Annotated in this window: 14 protein-coding genes and 1 tRNA gene; 8 read left to right on the plus strand and 7 right to left on the minus strand. The window is 44.6% G+C overall.

Translation table 11 applies throughout. The features are described 5' to 3' along the window. Window positions 1-8: 8 nt before the first annotated feature. The 7 genes from ACL6C3_RS18840 to ACL6C3_RS18870 all read right to left on the minus strand — a co-directional run bounded on the left by ACL6C3_RS18840 (window position 9) and on the right by ACL6C3_RS18870 (window position 8,256). Complete coding sequence (locus ACL6C3_RS18840) at window positions 9-818, minus strand: HAD family hydrolase (RefSeq protein ID WP_413160570.1); 810 nt, start codon at window positions 816-818, stop codon at window positions 9-11. 53 nt (window positions 819-871) lie between these two features. Next, a tRNA-Ser gene (locus tag ACL6C3_RS18845) sits at window positions 872-962 on the minus strand. Window positions 963-1,008: 46 nt separating this feature from the next. Further along, window positions 1,009-3,501 carry a ComEC/Rec2 family competence protein gene (locus tag ACL6C3_RS18850; RefSeq protein WP_413160571.1) on the minus strand — a complete coding sequence of 831 codons (2,493 nt, stop codon included), beginning with the start codon at window positions 3,499-3,501 and terminating at the stop codon, window positions 1,009-1,011. A 25-nt stretch (window positions 3,502-3,526) separates the two neighbouring features. After that, on the minus strand, window positions 3,527-4,003 hold the full coding sequence (locus tag ACL6C3_RS18855) for a DUF4079 domain-containing protein (protein WP_413160572.1): 477 nt from the start codon (window positions 4,001-4,003) through the stop codon (window positions 3,527-3,529). Between the two features lie 136 nt (window positions 4,004-4,139). Further along, complete coding sequence (locus tag ACL6C3_RS18860) at window positions 4,140-5,018, minus strand: YihY/virulence factor BrkB family protein (RefSeq protein ID WP_413160573.1); 879 nt, start codon at window positions 5,016-5,018, stop codon at window positions 4,140-4,142. Between the two features lie 70 nt (window positions 5,019-5,088). Then, window positions 5,089-6,387, minus strand: a complete 1,299-nt coding sequence (locus tag ACL6C3_RS18865) for a response regulator (RefSeq protein ID WP_413160574.1) — start codon at window positions 6,385-6,387, stop codon at window positions 5,089-5,091. Between the two features lie 63 nt (window positions 6,388-6,450). Continuing rightward, window positions 6,451-8,256, minus strand: a complete 1,806-nt coding sequence (locus ACL6C3_RS18870; protein ID WP_413160575.1) for an EAL domain-containing protein — start codon at window positions 8,254-8,256, stop codon at window positions 6,451-6,453. A 645-nt stretch (window positions 8,257-8,901) separates the two neighbouring features. On the opposite strand from ACL6C3_RS18870, the gene ACL6C3_RS18875 reads away from it, so the two are divergent. The 8 genes from ACL6C3_RS18875 to ACL6C3_RS18910 all read left to right on the plus strand — a co-directional run bounded on the left by ACL6C3_RS18875 (window position 8,902) and on the right by ACL6C3_RS18910 (window position 20,236). Then, a complete protein-coding gene (locus tag ACL6C3_RS18875; RefSeq protein WP_413160576.1) occupies window positions 8,902-9,903 on the plus strand; it encodes a response regulator in 1,002 nt (333 codons plus the stop codon). After that, window positions 9,881-10,066, plus strand: coding sequence for a hypothetical protein (locus ACL6C3_RS18880; RefSeq protein ID WP_413160577.1), 186 nt, complete (start codon window positions 9,881-9,883; stop codon window positions 10,064-10,066). The genes ACL6C3_RS18875 and ACL6C3_RS18880 overlap by 23 nt, the downstream gene beginning before the upstream one ends. Window positions 10,067-10,146: 80 nt before the next feature. After that, window positions 10,147-10,533, plus strand: coding sequence for a response regulator transcription factor (locus ACL6C3_RS18885; protein WP_413160578.1), 387 nt, complete (start codon window positions 10,147-10,149; stop codon window positions 10,531-10,533). A gap of 564 nt (window positions 10,534-11,097) precedes the next feature. Beyond that, window positions 11,098-12,339: a response regulator gene (locus tag ACL6C3_RS18890; RefSeq protein WP_413160579.1), complete on the plus strand. Its 1,242-nt coding sequence runs from the start codon at window positions 11,098-11,100 to the stop codon at window positions 12,337-12,339. Between the two features lie 295 nt (window positions 12,340-12,634). Then, a complete protein-coding gene (locus ACL6C3_RS18895) occupies window positions 12,635-13,162 on the plus strand; it encodes a chemotaxis protein CheW (RefSeq protein WP_413160580.1) in 528 nt (175 codons plus the stop codon). A gap of 84 nt (window positions 13,163-13,246) precedes the next feature. After that, window positions 13,247-14,635, plus strand: coding sequence for a GAF domain-containing protein (locus ACL6C3_RS18900; RefSeq protein WP_413160581.1), 1,389 nt, complete (start codon window positions 13,247-13,249; stop codon window positions 14,633-14,635). Further along, window positions 14,568-17,204 (plus strand): GAF domain-containing protein, encoded by a 2,637-nt coding sequence (locus ACL6C3_RS18905; RefSeq protein WP_413160582.1) that lies wholly within the window; start codon window positions 14,568-14,570, stop codon window positions 17,202-17,204. Before ACL6C3_RS18900 ends, ACL6C3_RS18905 begins: the two co-directional genes overlap by 68 nt. A gap of 104 nt (window positions 17,205-17,308) precedes the next feature. After that, the gene (locus ACL6C3_RS18910) at window positions 17,309-20,236 is read left to right on the plus strand and encodes a response regulator (RefSeq protein ID WP_413160583.1); all 2,928 of its coding nucleotides are present in this window, start codon (window positions 17,309-17,311) and stop codon (window positions 20,234-20,236) included. The last annotated feature ends 421 nt before the right edge of the window (window positions 20,237-20,657 follow it).

Genomic DNA, 20,657 nt, shown 5'->3' on the forward strand with positions numbered 1-20,657 from the left:
TCTCTGTTTTAACAACCGGGTTTCTCGAATAAACTGGGGTTTTGGGGTGTATTTTTGGTGAGTAATTCTGCAAGTTCACAAAATCCATTTACTTCTTCAGTTGAGGTTACATAAGCGGGTTTATAATTGAGATATTCGCTATAGTGTAAAATATTGGCAACGCCGACGGAGTGGGGGAATTTTTCCGGGTTAAATAGGCTTTCGTCGTTGGGACTATCGCCGACGGTTATAATATTTTCGGTGGAGAGTTGGGGGAAATATTGTGATAAAACTTTTAGTAATCCGGTGGCTTTATCTTGGGTTTGGGGTTTAATATGACATTGAACGGTACTGTAAGTAAAACCCCAATTTTTTTCGTGACAAATCTCGGCTAAGGTTTGCAGTTGGGATTGAGTTAATCCCCCCACATCAAACGTCCAGTCGGTGAGGCGAAAGGGGTTATCGGTTGATTCTTTGAGATGGGGAAATTGGGATTTTAAACGGTTGAAAACTTCGGCTAATTGTTGGCGATGTTCGGTGATATTGGGAATTGAAACTAACAATTCCGGAGTATCATTTGTACTCCCATAAAACAGTCCGCCATTTTCGGCGATCGCCCCGGAAACCGGAAGATAATTGTTTAACGCTTGTACCCATCCCGCCGATCGCCCGGTAATTAAAATCACCTCTATTCCGGCTTGAGTTAAACTTTCAATAGCTGCGATTAATTTTGGGGTAAACTTTCCCCCTGCGGTGAGGGTGCCATCAACATCGCTGGCGATCAGACGGATATTTGAGGATAAATTGGCGATCGCAGTCGAAACAGGTTTGAGGGTCATCCGTTGGGCGGTCAGTTGAGTTCAAAAACAATCCGACATCTAAATCTGATCAACGGAGAGGGTGGGATTCGAACCCACGAGGAGCCATACAACCCCTAACAGATTTCGAGTCTGTCGCATTCAACCAAACTCTGCCACCTCTCCAATTTGCGGGAAAACGGGTTAACGTTTCACCCATTACTGTATTGTATCATAAAAAAGAACCATCGGTTTGATCCGAGTGCAAAGTCGTTTCAAATCCGGCGGTGGGAGTCCATTGCACCGCACCATCGCGCCCCGTCCAAAACACCTGAGTTTTTCGCTCGCGCAACAGTTCAAGAGTTTCTGGGTCAATGGTATTGGAGGAGGCGATCGCAATTTTCGGCTGAAGTACCCTCAACATTTTGGGGTCGAGGCGATTTCCCGACCACCACAAAACTTGAGTTGGGCTGATAATTTCGGCTTGTAAAAGTTTAATTTGGTTATCGATATTAACATCGCCCAATAGCATCCATTTGAGGTCGCCAATAAAGAATTCTACAATGGGAGCTTCGGCGTCGATCAGTTCAATTTCAATCGAACCCAACTCCAAAGATTCTTCAACAGTCAGGGGTAAATAAATCCCCTGGCGAGACTCAATTGATTTTTGAATCGCAACCGAACTGACATAATAAGCTTGTTTAGAAGCGGGATTATCATAAAAAATTTGAACGGGTAATTTTTCTAAAATAATCGGCCAGCCAATACTTAATCCCAAGCGGGAATGAGTAGAGATAGAAAAATCAATCGAATTGACCCCTTGTTTTTGCAAAAAAGGTAAAACCGTGTAGCGAGCGGTATCTTGACCGCCACTATTAACTAAAGTAATATTGCCCCGATCTTGAATCACTAAAATCGGTTCTCCCGAAGTTGCCAAAACCGTAGCCTGAAATTGAGAAGCTTGATTGTACCAAATGGGAACCACAGCGATCGCCAGCGCCAAAGTCAAAGCGATCGTCGCCGGATGCAGTATCCCCGAAAATAGCCCCAAAGAAGTAGAATAGTCCTGTCTTCTGGCCTCTCGATATCTGCCGATCAGTAAAACAAAACCCAGGAGACTGTAGAGGGCGATCAGTTGAAATTCCGAGATCGACCCCACCGCCATCGAGTTTCCGGGGCGCTGGCTAAAAAAGCGAACCAGAGCGAGTAAAGCTTCGACGGGATACTCTAAAAAGGCAGAAAGAGCGGTTCCCCCCGTCGGCCAAAACAGGGCAACCATTCCCGAAAATAGGCCCCCCAAAGTAATTCCGGCCACAAGGGGAACTGTAATCACATTCACCAAAATGCTGTAGGGGGAAACCACGTTAAAAACGTAGAGTTGTAGCGGTACCGTCCAGATAGAAGCCGCCAGGGGAACGGCGAATAGAGAGGCGATCGCCGGGGGCATCCAGTCCAAGCGTTTGAGAATGGGGGGGACACTGACCAATAATCCCAGAGTGGCTAAAAAGCTAAATTGAAATCCCAAGTCCCAAATCCACAAAGGATTCCACAGCAGCAAGGCTACAGCCACGCCCACCAACACACTCAGGGGCCTGATTTGACGGTTTGTGGCAAATCCGATCAAAGCGGCAAATCCCATCAAAGCCGCCCGTAAGACCGAAGGAGAGGCCCCCGTTAAGCCCACATAGACGAGTAAGGCAACGGCGCCGATGGTCAAGCGCTGGCGGGGGGTGACGGTTCGGGTGAGAGCCAGTACCACCCCCAACACCAGGGAAACGTGAAATCCCGAGGCGGCCAAGATGTGGGCCAACCCGACTTGGACAAACTGATCGCGAACATCGTAGGGTAAATCCACGGCTCGGCGTCCCAACACCATCGCACTGACAACCGGGCCTTTAGGAATGCCCAAGGCTCGGGTTTGGGCGCGAACAATCCGCTGTCGAATTGCCCACCATCCCCAACGTTGACCGGAGGTGGATTTGACGGGGGTCAGGTAGCGGCCTTGGAGTCCGGCAAAGGCGCCCTGACGGGCCAGGTAAGCGCGAAAATCGAAGGCGCCGGGGTTGGATGGGGGTTGGGGTTTGTAGAGGTTTCCGGTAACGGCGATCGCGGCGCCGGGATGGAGGCCTGTGGCTTGGAGAAGGGGAACGGTGATGTAGAGTTTACCGCTGACGTCCCGGCTGACTTTGATCGGCTGATCGTTGCCCATGATTTCGTTGACTTGGGCGGCTTTGAGCCAAAATTGCGCCCGTCCCGAACGGGTGAGATGGGGGGGAGTGGTGACTTGGCCGCGAACGGTGATAATTAATTCCGGGGCGTCGTTATCGGTGATCAGTTGGCTGATGTCGTTGGGGGCAGGAGCGGGGGTGCGAATTTGCAGGTAGAGGCTGGCGGCGACGGCGATTAATCCGGCAAACAGCCAAACCGTTTCGGGAATGGGGGGGCTGTAAGGCGGGGGGGCGCCGGTGCGGGAACGAGAAAAGGAGGTCGGGGAGGTTTGTTCGACCTCGACCTCAAGATTTGCGGTGGTTTTGGCTTCTACTTTTTGGCGTCGGGGTTTCATCTGCGCCTGACGCTGTTTGCGGGTGAAAAACTCTCGCACCATTGTGGCGATCGCCAGCAGCAGAGCCAGGGCTAATACTCCTGATCTTCCCCAGGCAACGGCGCTACAGAGCAACCCCAGAATATAAGCCAAACCGAATATAATGACCGCCGTTTGATTCATTACTGCTTGGGACGCAGACCCTAAATTAGATGGACAAGCCCAACTTTAGCCCCAGTATGCCATGAATCAGCATCAGGCCGACAGCTAGGGTACCGATGTAGGCGTGGCTGATCCGCAGAGAATCTTTGTTTCCGCCAAAGCCGCTGAAGGCAATTACACCGTTGAGGGCGAGTAGACCCAGTAAGGCGGTACCGGTCCAAAAGTGTGGACTTTCGAGGATGGGTTGTCTTTGCATGACCAGGGAGAGGAGTCCGCCCGTATAGCCCAAGGCCATGAAGAGAAACATCCAAGGTGCGATTTGACGATGGGACGCGCGGCTTTTCAGCGAGACTTCTTTATCGCTGCTGATTCGTCCTTGCCATCCGGTGTAGGCTACGGCACTTCCCATCGCCAGAACGACTATTCCCATCATCACGGGATGTCCCCAATGGGTGATGGGTTCGGGAATCCCTAAACTTCGGAACTGACTCGCGATAGGTTCCAAGAGTTCGCTTAGATTCATCTTCTGCCCTCAAACAAAATTAATTGATTTTGACGTTTTTGATCGGATTTGATCATATTTGATCATACAGTTGATCGTCACTTTTGGAAGTTTTTCCCCGAGATTTATTCTGGGGTTGATCTCCTGTCCTCGGTGCCTATTCCCGAGTTAGGGTGGCGTTTTTGTTCGGTCTAATTTGCGAACCGTAGCGCCGCGACCACACTTGCGTAAATTCGGCGCCAAACAGGAAAATTTGAGTCGAATAAAATATCCAGATTAACACAACCACAAACGATCCGGCTGCGCCGTAGGCCGAGCCGATGCTGCTGTTGCCCAGGTAGAGGCTGATTAATGATTTGCCAATGGTAAATAAAATGGCGGTCATCAAAGCCCCGACGGTGACATCTTTCCAGGCGATTCTTACATCGGGTAAGACTCGATAAATTTGGCCGAAAAGTAGGGTGGTTAAGCCTAAGGAAATTGCTAAATCTATGAATGACCAGACGAAACTCGGGATGAATAAATGTTTTTCTAGCCAGCTTGTTGTGGCGGTTAAGACTGCACTAATAATTAGAGAGAGTAATAAGACAAATCCAATCCCTAAGACCATTAAAATTGATAAAATACGGGTTTGGATGAATCCTCTGACCGCTTGTCCGGGTTTCGGTTCGACTCCCCAAATTAGATTTAGGGCTTGTTTGAGTTGAGCAAAAACGGTGGTGGCTCCAAACAAAATGGTGACAATGGCGACGATGGTGGCGGTAATATTGGAGCTAGGACTAAATTGGTTTTGTAAGATGGTACGAATAGACTCGGCGTTTTCCGGGCCGAAAAAAGATTCTAATTGAGCAAAAACTTGATCTTGGGCGATTTGTTCCCCGACAATAAAACCAACGACTGCAATCACTAAAATTAAAATCGGTGCAATTGAAAAGATCATATAATAGGACAGGGCAGCGGCCAGGATGGGAACTTTATCCTGTTGCCATTCGTTAAAGGTTTCTTTCAGCAGACTCCAAATGGTATTGAGGTTCACGATGGTTCGGGAAAATCAGCAAAATTACAGTTGAGTTGAGCAGCCGGCAGATGAGATCTTTTCGCCGCTCTCAGCTTATTTTACCTTGATTAATTGGGATTTCTACAATAAACTCAGCCCCCTCTCCAAAAACGGAATTAAAATTCAGTTTTCCCCGATGTTTTTCGACAACGATTTGATAACTGGTCATTAACCCCAGTCCGCTCCCTTTTCCGACGGCTTTGGTTGTGAAAAAAGGATCGAATAAACGAGACTTCACGTCGGAAGAAATGCCAATTCCGTTATCTTTGATGCGGATGGCGACCGAGTTTTCATCTGGGAATTCTGTTGTCACCCAAATTGTCGGATTGTTCGACTCCATTTTCCCCTGGGCGAGTTTGGCTTCGATCGCATCAATCGCGTTATTTAATAAGTTTAAAAACACCTGATTCAGTTGACTGGCATAACAGGTGATTTTGGGAAGTTCATCGTAATTTTTAATAATTTTAATTTCGCCTTGATGATGGGGAAGTTTGAGCCGATGTTCTAATAAAAGTAAGGTGCTATTGATTCCTTCGTGAAGATTGACTAATTTAATGTCGGATTCATCTAAGCGAGAAAAAATCCGTAAAGCGAGAATGATTGTACAAATTCGATTCACTCCATTTTTCATGGATGCAATGATTTGATGCACGTCGGAAATCAGAAAATCTAAATCGATTTCTTCGGTCATGTCCTCAATCGCTTGGCTCGGTTGTGGATATTCGTCTTGGTAGAGTTTGATTAATTTGATCAGGTCTTGAATGTATTGGTGGGCGGGTTCGATATTTCCCGAGATAAAGCTAATGGGGTTGTTGATTTCATGGGCAATTCCCGCCACTAATTGCATTAAACTGACCATTTTTTCATGCTGAACCAGTTGGGCTTGGGTTACTTGTAATTCGTTTAAGGCGGTTTTCAGTTGGTGATTTTGATGGAGAAGTTGATTTTGTAAGTTTTGAATGGTTAATTGATTTTGAATTCTCACCAGAATTTCTTCGAGTTGAAAGGGTTTGGTTACATAGTCGGCTCCGCCCACTTGAAAGGCTTTTACTTTGTCTAAAGCATCATCTAAAGCGCTTAAAAAAATCACGGGAATTGAGGCGGTTTCTTCATTGCTTTTCAGCTTTTCGCAGACTTCATAACCGTTCATATCCGGCATATTAATATCGAGGAGAATTAAATCGGGTTTGACGGCTTGAACCGCAGTCAGCGCCATTTTTCCATTGATAGCCTGCCGGACATTGTAGCCGTATTCGGTCATCATTTTGGAGAGTAAGCGCAAGTTGGCAGGTGTATCATCTACGACAAGAATATCAGCTTTATAAGAAACTTCTTTAAGTGGATTCATAAGATTGAGGGAGCATAAATCTGGATTCAATACCTTCATATTTTGAGATGTAAACATGGCAGTTTAGGGAAAGAGTTGTTGATATTCATTCGATAACATTAACTTGATCGCCTCCTCACCGGCGAGGGGAGGAGAAAATAGATATCCCTGACCAAATTGACAATTTAAAGCGACCAGTTGTTTGAACTGGGTAACAGTTTCGATCCCCTCAGCAATGACGCTCATCTTTAAAATTTCAGCGATATTAATGATGACAGGAACCAGTCCGAGATCGGTCGATCTTTCATCAATTTGTTTGACAAAAGATTGATCGATTTTCAGGGTGTCTAAGGGAAAGTAATGTAAGTAACTCAGAGATGAATAACCCGTGCCAAAGTCATCAATTCCTAATTGAATTCCTCGCCGTCTTAAGCTTTGTAGGATTTCAATGGCAACGGGGGGATTTTCCATTAATGCGCTTTCGGTAATTTCTAGTTTTAAACATTGGGGACTAATTTCAGTTTCATCGAGAATTTTATCGACGTATTTCACCAGATCGAGTTGGGTCAGTTGTCGCGTGGAAAGGTTGACACTAATAAAAAAAGAATCATCAACCCGGTTTTCCCGTTGCCATTTTCGCAGTTGATGACAGGATTGAGATAATACCCAATTTCCTAGCGGGATAATTAATCCAATTTCTTCGGCGATGGGAATGAATGATTGGGGAGAAATTAAGCCTCGGGTGGGATGTTGCCAGCGAACCAGAGCTTCAAAACCGACAATTTTACCCGTATTTAAAACGACTATCGGTTGATAATAAACGACTAATTCTTCTTGTTTAATGGCTCGGTGGAGTTCGGTTTCTAGCTCTAAAATGTTAATGGCGGCGACGTGCATTGTTGAGTCAAAAATATGATATCGACCCCGACCTAATGCTTTGGCTCGATAAACTGCGGTGTCTGCATCTCTTAATAAATGTTCGGGATTTTTGTAGTCGGGATGTCCGAGGGCAATGCCAATACTCGCATTAATAAAAACTTCGTGTTCCTCCAGTTGAAAGGGTTGGGAAAGCACTTCTAAAATTGAATTTGCCACTTCGATCACTCGGTTTTTATTCTCGATGGGATTGAGAATAATTGTGAATTCATCCCCTCCCAATCGGGCTAAGATATCATCGGGATTGAGTAGGGTTTCTAAGCGACGACTAAGAGCAATTAGTAATTGATCTCCGACTAAATGACCGAGGGAATCATTGACCACTTTAAAGCGATCGCAATCTAAAAATAAAACCGCAAATTGAGCGTTTACATCTCGTTTAGCTTGGTTGAGAACTTGTTCTAATTGCTGCATTAAAGCTCGACGATTGGGCAATCCCGTTAAGGGATCGTGCAATGCCATTTTGAGGAGTTTAGCATTGGCAACTTCTAGCTGTTTGGTGCGCTGTTCGACCCGTTTTTCGAGTTGAGTATGAAGGCTACTGAGTTTGTTTTTAGCGTTTTTTAACGCCAGTTGGTTTTGGACTCTGGCTAAGATTTCCTCAAATTCAAACGGTTTGGTAATGTAGTCTGCTCCCCCGACTTTAAAGGCTTTGACTTTATCTAATACATCGTCCAAAGCACTGAGGAAAATAATCGGAATATCGGCGGTTTTTGGATCGCTTTTGAGGGAAGAACAAATTTGGTATCCATCGAGATCTGGCATCATTATATCGAGTAATATTAAGCTCGGCGGACAGGTTTGCACGGCCGTTAATGCCATTTTTCCACTGATCGCTTGACGAACTTCATAACCCTGTTCGCTCAACATGGTTGAGAGTAGACGTAAATTCATGGGCGTATCATCAACAATCAAAATATCGGCTTTAGCAAAATCAGGGTGGCTTTGATTCATTGGAGGTTGGGAGTAACTAGCTTAACAATCTGAATCCGATTCAGTCCATCCATAAATTTTAAAGAGTCCGGAGCGATAAAGTTGATTTTTATAAACTTTTTTTAGGTTGAATTTTTCAATTTTATAAAATATTGATTAAAGACAACCCAGATGTAACATCAATTTGATCGGAACCCGTGTTAACCCGTGTGACTGTTCGAGAAGATCGGGTCAGGGTGAACAGGTTCAAGTTTCATTGATGAGATAGACCCAGCCGATCAAATTATACCTTAAGCATAAACCGACTCGCAAATTTACAGAAGTTATTTTTAACCTCGAGGAAAGGACAACCGAGATTGAAGAAGAAATCTTCCTCGTAAATTTACTGAAAATCTGGCGAAAATTGTTGATTTGAACCCTAAACTAAAAGTGAGTAAAGGTAAAATTGCGGAAAGGGTATACAAAGATGATACAGACTCTCTCTAGGCGGGAGGAGATTTTTCGCAAAAGCCCAAAGAAACAAGGCTTATCCCCACAGACAGGATGAATGTCAAGTTGTAATTTTCTCACCTATCTGTGTGATAATAAAGTATAGAGGAGCAACTGAGTCCCCGATCAATTGCCCAGCCTCGCCAACAGCAAACCTGATGAGAAAATGAGGATCAGATGTATACTGAGGAATCTACTCCCTACCAGCGATTGGCACAGGAATTAGATCGCCGATGTCAACGAATGGCAACAGGTGACTTGTGCTTTTCTACCCATGATAAACAAGGAAGGTTTCACCTATTTTATGGTCGGTTACTCTATGTGACAGGCGAGTTTCATCGGGTAAGACGCTGGAAAAGAGCAGTTCTCAAGTATTGTCCGGATTGGCAACCTTCATCAGCCTTGCTTTCATTTGACCAGAATAAACCCTGGGAATATCAGATGCTTTATGAAGGGGTTGCCCGAGAACAAATTACGCTAACTCAAGCTAAAGTTGTCATTCGTCAAGTTTGTTTGGAAGTGTTATTTTGTTTAGCTCGATATACCGATATTAGTTTCTCATGGGAGCCTTATTCAGAAGAACAATCTCAACTTTCTCTCGGTTTAACCCTATCTTTTCGAGAAATTGAGCCAATTTTTACGAAAGCCGCTCAAATGCAGCAGCAGTGGCAAGCCGCCGGTTTAAGCAGCATTAACCCCCGATTATCTCCGGTTTCCAAAAAGAAATTAAACCCCGAAAGTTTATCGGGCATGGCAAGATATCTCAACGGACAATTTACCCTGTGGGATATCTCCTTGCGGACGGGAAAATCAGTCACAACCATCACTCGGGCTTTAGTTCCTCTGATCAAAAAAGGGGTTTTACAACTGCGGCAAATTCCCGATTTATCAACGCCTTTATCGGCAACACCCCCGGCAATTTCCCCTTCAAAACCTTCACCTCAAACCGGTCACACCCCCTTTCTGATCGCCTGTATTGATGACAGTCCGGTGATCGCAAAAAGTTTACAAAAAATTCTCGAACCGGCTGGCTATAAAGTGGTGGGAATTCTCGATCCCATTAAAGCCTTAGCTGAAATTGCCGAACATAAACCGGATTTAATCTTTTTAGATCTAATCATGCCCCAATGCAAACGGTTATACCGTGTGTCAATTTTTGCGAAATGCACCTTTATTTGAAAATACACCGGTAATTATTCTCACCAGTCGGGATAATGTGATCGATCGCAGTCGGGCTAAACTTGTGGGGGCTTCCGACTTCCTGACCAAGCCACCGAAGCCCCAAGAAACCTTAGAATTGGTACGCAAATATCTTTCTCGCTCCTCACGGGTTTTAACCTGAGGGGGAATTGGGGATTGAATAAAGTGTAAATTTTAAGTTAAATTGAAATTAAAAGTTTGAAGACTTGATGAGGTGATCGGATGACGAGTATATTAGTAATAGAAGACAATTCCACTGAAGCAGACCTGATGATTAATTGCCTGCGGCAATCGGGTTTTGACGTTCATAATGTCACCACAGCCGAAGCCGCAAAAGCCTTGCTGGAACATAAAATATTTGATGCCATTGTCACCGATGTGGTGTTGCCGGGTCAAAGCGGATTTGGATTGTGTCGGGAACTAAAAAACCAAAACAAAACCGCTCACATTCCGATTGTAATTTGTTCTAGCAAATCGGCAAAAATCGATAAAAATTGGGGATTAAAACAAGGAGCCTCTGCCTATGTAACCAAGCCAATTAACCGCGAAGAATTGATCGATACGGTTAAAAGTGTAACTTTGCCATCTGGACAAGCGGGACGGGTTTAAACTCGGCTTCTTTTTTTCAATTTTTGAAACAATTTTTATGAGAATTATATTGTTGTGTTGAAGGCGAAAACATTTGAGAATTGCTCAGAGGGTTTTCCGTCAACTCAACAAGAAATATTTTCATCAATAGAGAAGCGGACTCAAGGATTTAAAAAAAGAGGCTCTTGTCGCCGAAAAAATCCCTTTGAAAAAAGAGTTTAAAAAAATTAAATCTCGATTCCGATAACATCATCATCTCAATTTCCAATTAGGAGAAAAAACACGCGCCTCCTAAACTCTTTTAGTCTTGATGTTAATCGTCCCCAACTCGGGGACTTCAGGCCTCAATCCGTTCGACGGGGAAAACCGAAAAAATGCGATTGTTTCTTTCGTCGTACCTCAACCATAATTGTAGCCCGATCCGAGTAACCGGTAAATTCACGAGCGCGTTAATGATACAGTGAAAATACCAACTTTCAAGGCAGAGGTCAATTGATCTTGAACCGTTGAAGTTGGTAGGGGTTGTAGCTTCTATCAGATTTCTCTAGCATCGCTAATTTGGCGTCTACCCACTCCAAACCCACCATGACAATCACCGAATGTATACATCTGAAACGACTAGGAGAAGAACTAGAGCGGTTGAGTAAAAATACTGACAGCGGTATTTTAATTCTCAGCAGTCATACCGAAGAAGGAAGACTTTACATCAGCCAGGGTCAATTAGTCTATGCAACTTCTCACGTTCATCGGGTGCGTCGCTGGTCCAGGGCGGTTGATAAATACTGCCCAAAAATAACCCGCCAACTGTCGGCCCCTGTGAATACTTCTCTTTGGGAATATCAACTTCTCTACCAGGGAATCCGTCAAAAAGAACTTGATTTAACCCAAGCCAAAGCCGTCATCCGACGAGTCATTAGCGAAGTGTTATTTTCCATGAGTCGGCATATCGACTTGAATTTTCATTGGGAAGCGGACACTGCTCTAAAATCGGGTTTTTCCAAGCATCTGAGTTTTTCCGACTCGGAAGTTGAAAAAATATTACTTCAAGTCGCCCAGATGCAAACCCAATGGCAAACCGCCCATTTAAGCAATCTTGATCCCAATTTGGCGCCAATTTTAACCAAACCGGTGAACCCCAAAGCCCTCTCGGGTTTGGTCAAATATCTCAGTGGAGAGTTAACCCTGTGGGATATTTCCCAGAAAATTCAAAAGCCGGTGGTGAGTATCGCTCGGGGTTTAATTCCTTTAGTTCAAAAAGGACTTTTAAAGTTTAGAATGTTGCCGGATTTCCCCGCACCGACGGAGTGCGTCAGGGAACCGACCGAAAATTCAACCGTAAAAAGTGAGACTTCATCGACTCGTCAGCACCCTTTAATCGCCTGTATTGATGATAGTCCGGTGGCGGCTGAAACCCTCAAGCAAATTCTCACCCCGATGGGATGTCAAGTTTTAAGTATTCAGAATCCGGTGAAAGGATTGGCTCAAATTGCCGAACATAAACCGGATTTAATTTTTCTGGATTTAGTGATGCCAAATGCCAACGGCTATATTGTTTGTAAATTTTTACGCAATGCGCCGATTTTTCAGGATACACCGGTTGTCATTCTCACCAGTCGAGATACAGTTGTCGATCGCAATTATGCCAAACTCGCCGGCGCTTCCGATTTTTTGAGCAAACCGCCCGATCCGGGGGAGACTTTACAAGTCGTTCGCAAACATTTGGCTCAAAAATTTCCCCGCCTGAGAACTTACAACTTCAGATCGGCAGCAAAAAAACCGGTTTCAACTCCGTCTGAACCTTCTCCTAAACCGATGATTAATTCCTAAAAAGATGCGGACTTTTTAACCTTTTTGAAGGAATGATCAAGATTTGAGAGATTCCCATCAGTCTGGGTTTTAAAATTGGGTGCAGCAGAACGTTTTAAACCAGAGGGGAGCATCGACAAAATCGACGGATGAAAATACCCGAATAGACAGGATTAAAAACTCGATAAAAACTCTGAAACGTTTTTTTAAGTTCAAGCGGATTTTATAAAAGTCAAGTTAAAATAAGGAAAGTTAACCGAGAGTCGAAGCCATTACGCTCAATTCGGATAATTGATTCCATCACCAGAGACGGAAAATGAAGGGGAAATCTGCCAGTCCTACTCCCACCGAACAATATTTAAGCTTTTCGCTCAATCCCAGTCTGCAAGCTCTGTTGTCCGCCCACCAATTAGCAGAGATCATCCGACTCGATCCCTCCCAAATTTTACCCATTTCCGAGATGCCTTTGGCGGTGATCGGAGTCTGTCCCTGGCAAGGGGAAGTGCTGTGGTTGATTGATCTGGCTTATCTGTTTGGCTTCGATCCGCTAATGAAAGCCTCTAATTCTCAATCTAATTGTAGCATAATCAAAGCCAAAAGTCACCGAGGAAATCTGGGTTTATGGGTGGCTCAAGTGGGAGAATTAATAAGCTGTGAACCGGCAAGCATTCAACCGGCAGAACTCAGCTTCCGTCAACTGCAAACTCGGGGAAATTCTCCAACAGTAAAAGCATCAATCTCTCCGATTCAACCCGATTGGATTCTGGCAAGTTGGGCGCATCCCGATGGGATATTACCGATTATCGATCTCGAAGCAATTCTAAGTTCCTTACTGCCCGAATAACCTCAAAAAATCATCGATGAGTTGGTCAAACTCCAACCCTTTTTTACCCCAATTTATCCACCCTTAATCTTTTTTAAACCAACAATGACAAAAACGCCTTATCGCCCTTCCAACTCCCCCGAAAATCGCCAGCCCGCTGCAAATCGTCGGGCGATGACACCGGCTCAAACCGGGGCAATTTCTCCGCAAAACAGCACAGAAAACGCCAACCCCCAAACCCCAGAATCGGCCGTCGAAGTAGAAACATTATCGGCGATTGTGGTCGAATCCGCACCGACTCCCCCCTCGGGATTAAAAGCCAAAACCACAATATTAGCCAAAGAATTAAGTGTATTGCGCTCCAATATCGATCGCCGAGTTAACCAACTTCAAGCCCTAATTGAAAAAGAAGGGGCCGCGGCCGAACGAGCCGAACTGATTAACCAAATTACCTCCCGAATGCGGGAATCCCTCAACTTAGACGATATCTTCAAAACCGTCGTCGAAGACGCCCGGGCCGCCCTACAAAGCGATCGCGTCGTTGTTTACCAATTTGATGAGAACTGGAAAGGCACCGTTGTCGCCGAGTCCGTAGGTTTGAACTGGCCGATCGCCTTGGGCGCCGAAATTGCCGATCCCTGCTTTGCCGATCGCTATGTGGAATATTACCAAAAAGGCCGGGTCAAAGCCACCGCCAACATTTACGAAGCCGGACTCACCGACTGTCATCTCGCCCAACTCGAACCCTTTGCGGTGATGGCGAACTTGGTGGCCCCCATCCTCGCCAAAACCACCGAAAACCCCACCGGCCATTTATACGGACTGCTGATCGCCCACCAGTGTAGCGAACCCCGCCACTGGGCCGAGGCCGAAGTTGAATTTATGCGACAACTAGCCATTCAACTCGGCTACGCGATCGACCAGGCCCTACTATTACAACAACAACGGGAAGCCACCCGCATCGCCCAACGCCTCAACCAAATTAACGCCGGACTGCGGAAATCCCTCAACATCGAAGATATTTTAACCGCCGCCGTCGAAGAAACCCGGGACGCCTTAAAAAGCGATCGCGTCGTCGTCTACGAATTTGATGCCAACTGGAAAGGGACTGTCATTGCCGAGTCCGTTGACAACCAATGGCCGATCGCCTTGGGCGCCGAAATTGCCGATCCCTGCTTTGCCGACCGCTACATTCAGCCCTACCTGCGGGGACGGGTCAAGGCCACCGACAACATCTTTGAGGCGGGTCTAACCGAATGTTATCTCGGTCAACTCAAACGGTTTGCGGTGAAAGCGAATTTGGTCGCTCCCCTACTGGTCAATAATAAACTCATGGGGTTGCTGATCGCCCACCAATGTTCAGGACCCAGACGCTGGACCGAGTTAGAAATTGACCTGCTTCGCAACGTCGCCATCCAAGTCGGTTATGCCCTCGATCAAGCCTATCTCCTCGAAGAACAGCAAGCGGCCCGCCCAAAAAGCCAAACTTCTTAATGAAATTACCACTCAACTGAGAAATACCCCCAACCGAGAAGACGTTTTCGATACCATTGTTGAAGAAGCCCGCAGCGCTTTAAAAGCAGATCGGGCAATTATTTATCAATTTGATGAAGATTGGATCGGTACCGTTGTTGCTGAGTCTGTAGACAAACGTTGGCCGACAACAATGGGTCAAAAAATTGCCGATCCTTGCTTTGCCGGTCAGTACGTTAAGCCCTATTTTCGAGGTCGGATTAGTTCGATGGAAAATATCTACGAATCCGGCTTAACTGAATGTTATATAAAACTCCTCGAACCCTTTGCCGTTAAAGCAAATATTGTCGCCCCAATTATTGCTGAAACTCGTTTACACGGATTATTAATTGTTCATCAATGTTCCGGGCCGCGCAAATGGAGCGAATCGGATATTAACTTTGTTAAACAACTCGCCACCCAATTGAGTTTGGCGCTCGATCAGGTGATTTTGCTCCAACAACAACAAGAAGCAGCAGAACAAGCCCGTCGCCTCAATCAAATTAGTTCCCATATTCGCGAATCTCTCAACCCCAAAGATATTTTTAATACCACCGTTGAAGATACTCAAGAGGCGTTAAAAAGCGATCGGGTTGTTGTTTATCAATTTGATGCAAATTGGGCGGGGACTGTGGTTGCAGAATCGGTTGCTGTCGGTTTTCCTGAGGCGTTGGGGGCAAATATCGCCGATCCTTGTTTTGCTCAAAACTATGTTAAACCTTACCTGAAAGGTCGGGTAAAAGCCACAGATAATATCTATGAAGCCGGCTTAACCGACTGTCATCTTCGCCAACTCGAACCCTTTGCAGTTAAGGCGAATTTAGTCGCGCCCATTGTTGCCAATCAAAAATTACACGGGTTATTAATTGCCCATCAATGTTCCGGCCCTCGTAAATGGAAATCGACAGAAATTGACTTAATTCGACAAATTGCAATTCAAGTCGGTTACGCACTCGATCAGGCGTTTTTGCTCGAACAACAGCGGGCGGCGACGCAACAAGCCCGTCAATTAAGTGAGATTAGTTCTCGCATTCGTCAGTCACTTAATTCTGAAGAAATTTTTCGGACAACGGTTGAAGAATCGTTATCTTTGATGCAAGCGGATCGAATTGTTGTCTATCGGTTTGATGAAAATTGGCACGGGGAAATTTCCTATGAGTCGGTTAAACCTGGTTGGTTGAAAATCATAGAAATGGAAACCGATGTGCCTTGTTTTCCGGCTGAATATGTCGAACCTTACCGCAAAGGTAGAATTCAAGTCACCGAAGATGTGTTAACGGCAGATTTGAGTGATTGTCATAAAGAACAATTGCAAAAATGGCAAGTGAAAGCGAATGTGGTGGTGCCGATTTTAGTCGATCAAAAACTTTATGGTTTGTTGGGGGCGCATCAATGTTCGAGTAAGCGAGAATGGAGCGCGTCGGAAGTTGAAGTGTTTAAACAAGTGGCGCTGCAAGTGGGTTATGCCCTCGAACAAGCCCACCTTTTAGAACAGGTACAACAAGCCCGTCAAGCCGCAGAAAAAGCTTCTTTTGAACAGCAGCAACAGAATGAAATGTTGCAGCACCAAATTGAAGACTTTTTGGGGGATATTGAAGACTCGTTTAGTGGAGATTTGACGGTCCGGGCGCGAGTTTCTGAAGGGGTAATGGGAACGGTGGCGGACTTTTTTAATGCGACTATTGAGAACTTACAACGGTTGGTTTTGCAAGTGCAATCGGCGGCGACTGTGGTGACGCAAACGGCGGCCGGAAGTGAACAGGAAATTAAACAATTATCGAATGAAGCCTTGCGACAAGCAGAAACGATTAGTAATGCTTTGACTCAAATTAAAGTGATGGCGAATTCGATTCAAAATGTGGCTCAAAATGCTCAATCAGCGGAGATGAAAGTGCAACAAGCCAGTCACATTCTGCAAACTTCTGACCAGGCGATGAACCGCACGGTTGAGGGAATTGTTGTGATTCAAAAAACCGTTCATGCTACCGCGAGAAAGGTGAAGAATTTGGGCGAAGCGTCGAAGAAAATTTCTCGGGTTGTGAGTTTAATTGGGGAGTTTGCCAATCAAACCAATGTGTTGGCGTTGAATGCTTCAGTAGAAGCTACTCGCGCCAGTCAGGATGATCAAGGGTTTGCAACGGTGGCGACAGAAGTAAGAACTTTAGCCGAACAATCTGCTAGTGCATCGGCAGAAATTGAGCAAATTGTAGAAGAAATTCAAGCTGAAACACAAGAGGTAATTCGGGCGATGCAAGTGGGAATGAAGCGGGTATTATTGGGGACGAAATTGGTTAAAGATACCCGTCAAACGTTAACGGATTTGGTTGAGGTGAGTCGTTCTTTGCGCGAGTTAGTTGAACAAATTGCGACGGCCGCCACCGCTCAAGCCGAAACTTCCAGTCAGTTGTCCGGTACAATGCAAGAAGTAGCGGCAATTGCTCGTTCGACTTCTGAACAATCTCTTGCGGTTGCAGATTCTTTTACACAATTGTTGGGTGTGGCGGGTGAATTGCAAAAAGGTGTGGCTGAATTTACGGTCAAAAATGACTGATACACCCGTCAATTGTTAATGGTTTTTTTGATGTAGAGATGTTTGATAAAATGTCTCTACAGTTGACTATCTTCTGAATTTTTAACTTTATCTACCCTCCAAAAATGATTGATACTAATGACCAAGCTTATGAGTTTTTTGTGCAGGAATCTTTGGAACTCTTGCACATTTTAGAACAGGGGTTGATGACCCTGACTTCCGAACACGAAATGCCCAAACTTCACGCCCTGATGCGGGCGGCGCATTCGATCAAAGGGGGGGCGGCTTGTGTTGGGTTGATGGGTATTCAAGATATTGCTCACAACCTGGAAAATGCAATTCGGGCGCTGTACGCTGAGGATACGGTTTTTAGTTTAGAATTAGAGGAGTTATTGTTACAGGCGTTTGATTGTTTGCGATCGCCCATTCTTGAACAAATTGAAAAGGGTAAATGTCAGCAAGAAGACGCCGCCGAACGTTCTGAGTTGATTTTTCAAAAAATAGAAGCTTTACTCGGACATTCTTTGGAAGACGCCGCAGAACTTCCCGAAGTTCCGATGGAGACGGATATGACGGTTTTTCTGTTTAAAGAAGAAGTTCCCTCGGGGTTGCGGCGTTGGGAACAGATGTTAATTCATCCCGAAAATTACAATCTGGCTGACGAGTTAAAAAATCAAGCGGAAGTGTTTGCAACCCTCGGAAAAATGTTGAGTTTGCCGGGGTTTACGATGATTGCAGAGGCGACAATTAAAGCGATTCAAGTTAACCCAAAATACACTCAAAAAATTTGTAAACTGGCTTTGGCGGACTTGTGGGCGGCTCAAAAAGCGGTGTTATCTGGCGATCGCATTCAAGGCGGAAAACCGAGTGAAATTCTGTTAAAGTTAACCCAAGTTCAAACCCCAAGCGCGAGGAAAACTTCCTCTAAAACTTCCCCGAAATCTCCCGAAAAAAATAGAAATCCGGTGCCGTCGGGTTCGGTGTCAAGTTCTTCTCAAACGTTGGCTAAAACTTCTTCAAAAAACGCCTCAAAATCCCCCGAAGAAATTAATAATCTTCCGTCTGAAAATTCCTCTAAACCTCCCGAAAACCCCCAACCTCAAAAGACGGTTCAACCGTCGGTAACAGAAACTTTGACCGAGGAAACATCAATATCTCCTTCCATTTCTGCGGTTTCTGTTCAACCCGATAATCAACTCACTTTGGGGGTGCGAGTCGATCTGAACCGTTTGGAACAGATTAATAATTTAGTCGGAGAATTGGCAACTCAAGATAATAGTTTTTTATTACAAAATCAGCAAGTCAAATCTTCTTTAGAAATTTTAAGTAAAAGTTGGAATCAGTTTCATAAGTTCATGGGGAGGCTGCAAGAAATAACCGAGTTTAATACTTCCCAAAATCCCCTAGATTTCCAGTCCGGCTACGAAGCCGGTTTGTTGAAAACCGACCTGCAAAAAACCTTAGATGAAATGGAGAAAGTCGAGCAGATTTTGTATGAAATGAAACTGCTCAATTTTCAAAGCAATCAACTTGTGAAAAAGCGACAACAAACCTTACAACAAGTTCAAAAAAATCTCACCGAAACTCGGATGATTTCTGTAGAATCTCTGTTAAATCGATTTCCGCGTATGGTCAGAGATTTATCAATTCGCAAACACAAAAAAGTAAAACTCAACCTGATTGGTCAGAAAACCTTGGTGGATAAAGCGGTGTTAGAAAAACTCTACGATCCCCTGGTTCATTTAGTTAGAAATGCCTTCGATCACGGGATTGAACCGCCAGAAATTCGCCAAAAGAAAAACAAACCCCCAGAAGGAAAAATAGAAATAAAAGCCTACAACCAAGGAAACTATATTTATCTCGAAGTTCAAGACGACGGTCGGGGAATTAATCTAGAAAAAATCCGCAAAAAAGCGATAGAAAAAAAACTGATCTCGAAACAAGATGCCCAATACCTCAGCAAAAATCAGTTGTATGACTTGTTATTTTTGCCCGATTTTTCCACCCAAGATAAAGTAAGCGATCTATCGGGGCGAGGCGTTGGACTCGAAGCCGTTCGCCGTCAAGTAGAAGCTTTAAAAGGTAATATTACCATACAATCGGAAATTAATGAAGGGACAAAGTTTACCCTGCGTTTACCTTGGTCACTCACCATTACCAAACTGTTAGTCTTTCAAACCGATGGCAATTTATTTGCTATTGCGATGGATACTGTGGGGGCGATTATTTCGGCTTCTCCCGAAGAAATTGAGACGGAGGAAGACGGACAAATGTATAATTGGTTAGGACAAAAAGTTCCTTTAATTCAGTCGGTTTTGTCAAAATATCGCTATCCGGGAATTCCGATAAACCGCGAAAAACCTCATCTTCCCACTTTGGAACAAAACCCCAACCGACAATTTTCGGGAAAAGTAATGGTGTTGCTGTTATCGGAGGGATTAGAAACGATTGGCTTAAGAATTGATCAGGTTTTAATGGAACAAAACTTGACCATAAAACCCTTCGGAAAAGCGTTAAAAGCGCCCCCCTATTTCTACGGCTGTACAATCTTGGGAGATGGTCGTTTGGTTCCGGTGATTGATAGTGCGGTGTTGTTAGAAAAATGGCAACAAAACCAAGAAGCAACGACCGAAAAAGTGATGTTGATTTCCGGTGATCTGAAATTAACATCCCCCGAAAAAGGGACAATTTTAGTGATTGACGACTCCCTGACAACTCGTCAATCTTTGTGTGCAACATTGCAGCAAGAAGGATACACTGTTATTCCCGCCCAACACGGTAAAGAAGGGTTAATTAAACTGCAACAATATCCCCAAGTTCAGTTGGTGATTTGTGACTTGGAAATGCCGGAAATGAATGGGTTAGAATTCCTCAGTCATTGTCGCCGCCAATTTTCCCGAGAAAAACTTCCTGTGGTTATGTTAACTTCTCGTAAAAGCGATCGCTATCGTAAATTAGCTCAACAGTTGGGGTCAAGTGATTATATGACAAAACCCTGGGCAAAACAAGAGTTAATTGAGATGTTACAAAATCAGCTTGTGATTTCAGATTAACAGGTTTTAAGATTTTGGTGCATCAAATCATTAACGTTTTTGCTTTTTTGGTAAGATTCATGGGTTTGATGCACCCAACGCACTTTAATCTTTAGGTTGATGATTTGATGAACCCGAATATTACTTTTAGCTTCTTCCTTTGGTGAGACGACAGTGTGGGTTAGATGTCGCTACAGTAAAACTATCAATCTCAAAAGCCCAAAATAGTATTTTTTAATACAGCTATTTTTTGGAAATTCGAGTAAGTCATCTAAAAAAATTTCGGAATGTTACAGCCAAAAGACTGAATCTAGGGGATTAAGCGGGTTGAGATCGCGGAGTCCCCCGAAGTATAAATTATTTTAATCCGAGCCTCAAAACCCCTCACCAAGCGAAGAAAGCCGGATATTGGTGAGTCTAAAACTGCTAATCCTTCGCTGGA

This window comes from Capilliphycus salinus ALCB114379 (assembly GCF_047276495.1).
In the GTDB taxonomy this organism is placed as follows: domain Bacteria; phylum Cyanobacteriota; class Cyanobacteriia; order Cyanobacteriales; family Microcoleaceae; genus Capilliphycus; species Capilliphycus salinus.

What these genes read in the sequence shown, in the direction of transcription:
- ACL6C3_RS18840 (WP_413160570.1), bottom strand. Translation starts at nt 818, where the DNA reads ATGACCCTCAAACCTGTTTCGACTGCGATCGCCAATTTATCCTCAAAT.
- ACL6C3_RS18850 (WP_413160571.1), bottom strand. Translation starts at nt 3,501, where the DNA reads ATGAATCAAACGGCGGTCATTATATTCGGTTTGGCTTATATTCTGGGG.
- ACL6C3_RS18855 (WP_413160572.1), bottom strand. Translation starts at nt 4,003, where the DNA reads ATGAATCTAAGCGAACTCTTGGAACCTATCGCGAGTCAGTTCCGAAGT.
- ACL6C3_RS18865 (WP_413160574.1), bottom strand. Translation starts at nt 6,387, where the DNA reads ATGAATCCACTTAAAGAAGTTTCTTATAAAGCTGATATTCTTGTCGTA.
- ACL6C3_RS18870 (WP_413160575.1), bottom strand. Translation starts at nt 8,256, where the DNA reads ATGAATCAAAGCCACCCTGATTTTGCTAAAGCCGATATTTTGATTGTT.
- ACL6C3_RS18875 (WP_413160576.1), top strand. Translation starts at nt 8,902, where the DNA reads ATGTATACTGAGGAATCTACTCCCTACCAGCGATTGGCACAGGAATTA.
- ACL6C3_RS18885 (WP_413160578.1), top strand. Translation starts at nt 10,147, where the DNA reads ATGACGAGTATATTAGTAATAGAAGACAATTCCACTGAAGCAGACCTG.
- ACL6C3_RS18890 (WP_413160579.1), top strand. Translation starts at nt 11,098, where the DNA reads ATGACAATCACCGAATGTATACATCTGAAACGACTAGGAGAAGAACTA.
- ACL6C3_RS18895 (WP_413160580.1), top strand. Translation starts at nt 12,635, where the DNA reads ATGAAGGGGAAATCTGCCAGTCCTACTCCCACCGAACAATATTTAAGC.
- ACL6C3_RS18900 (WP_413160581.1), top strand. Translation starts at nt 13,247, where the DNA reads ATGACAAAAACGCCTTATCGCCCTTCCAACTCCCCCGAAAATCGCCAG.
- ACL6C3_RS18905 (WP_413160582.1), top strand. Translation starts at nt 14,568, where the DNA reads ATGCCCTCGATCAAGCCTATCTCCTCGAAGAACAGCAAGCGGCCCGCC.
- ACL6C3_RS18910 (WP_413160583.1), top strand. Translation starts at nt 17,309, where the DNA reads ATGATTGATACTAATGACCAAGCTTATGAGTTTTTTGTGCAGGAATCT.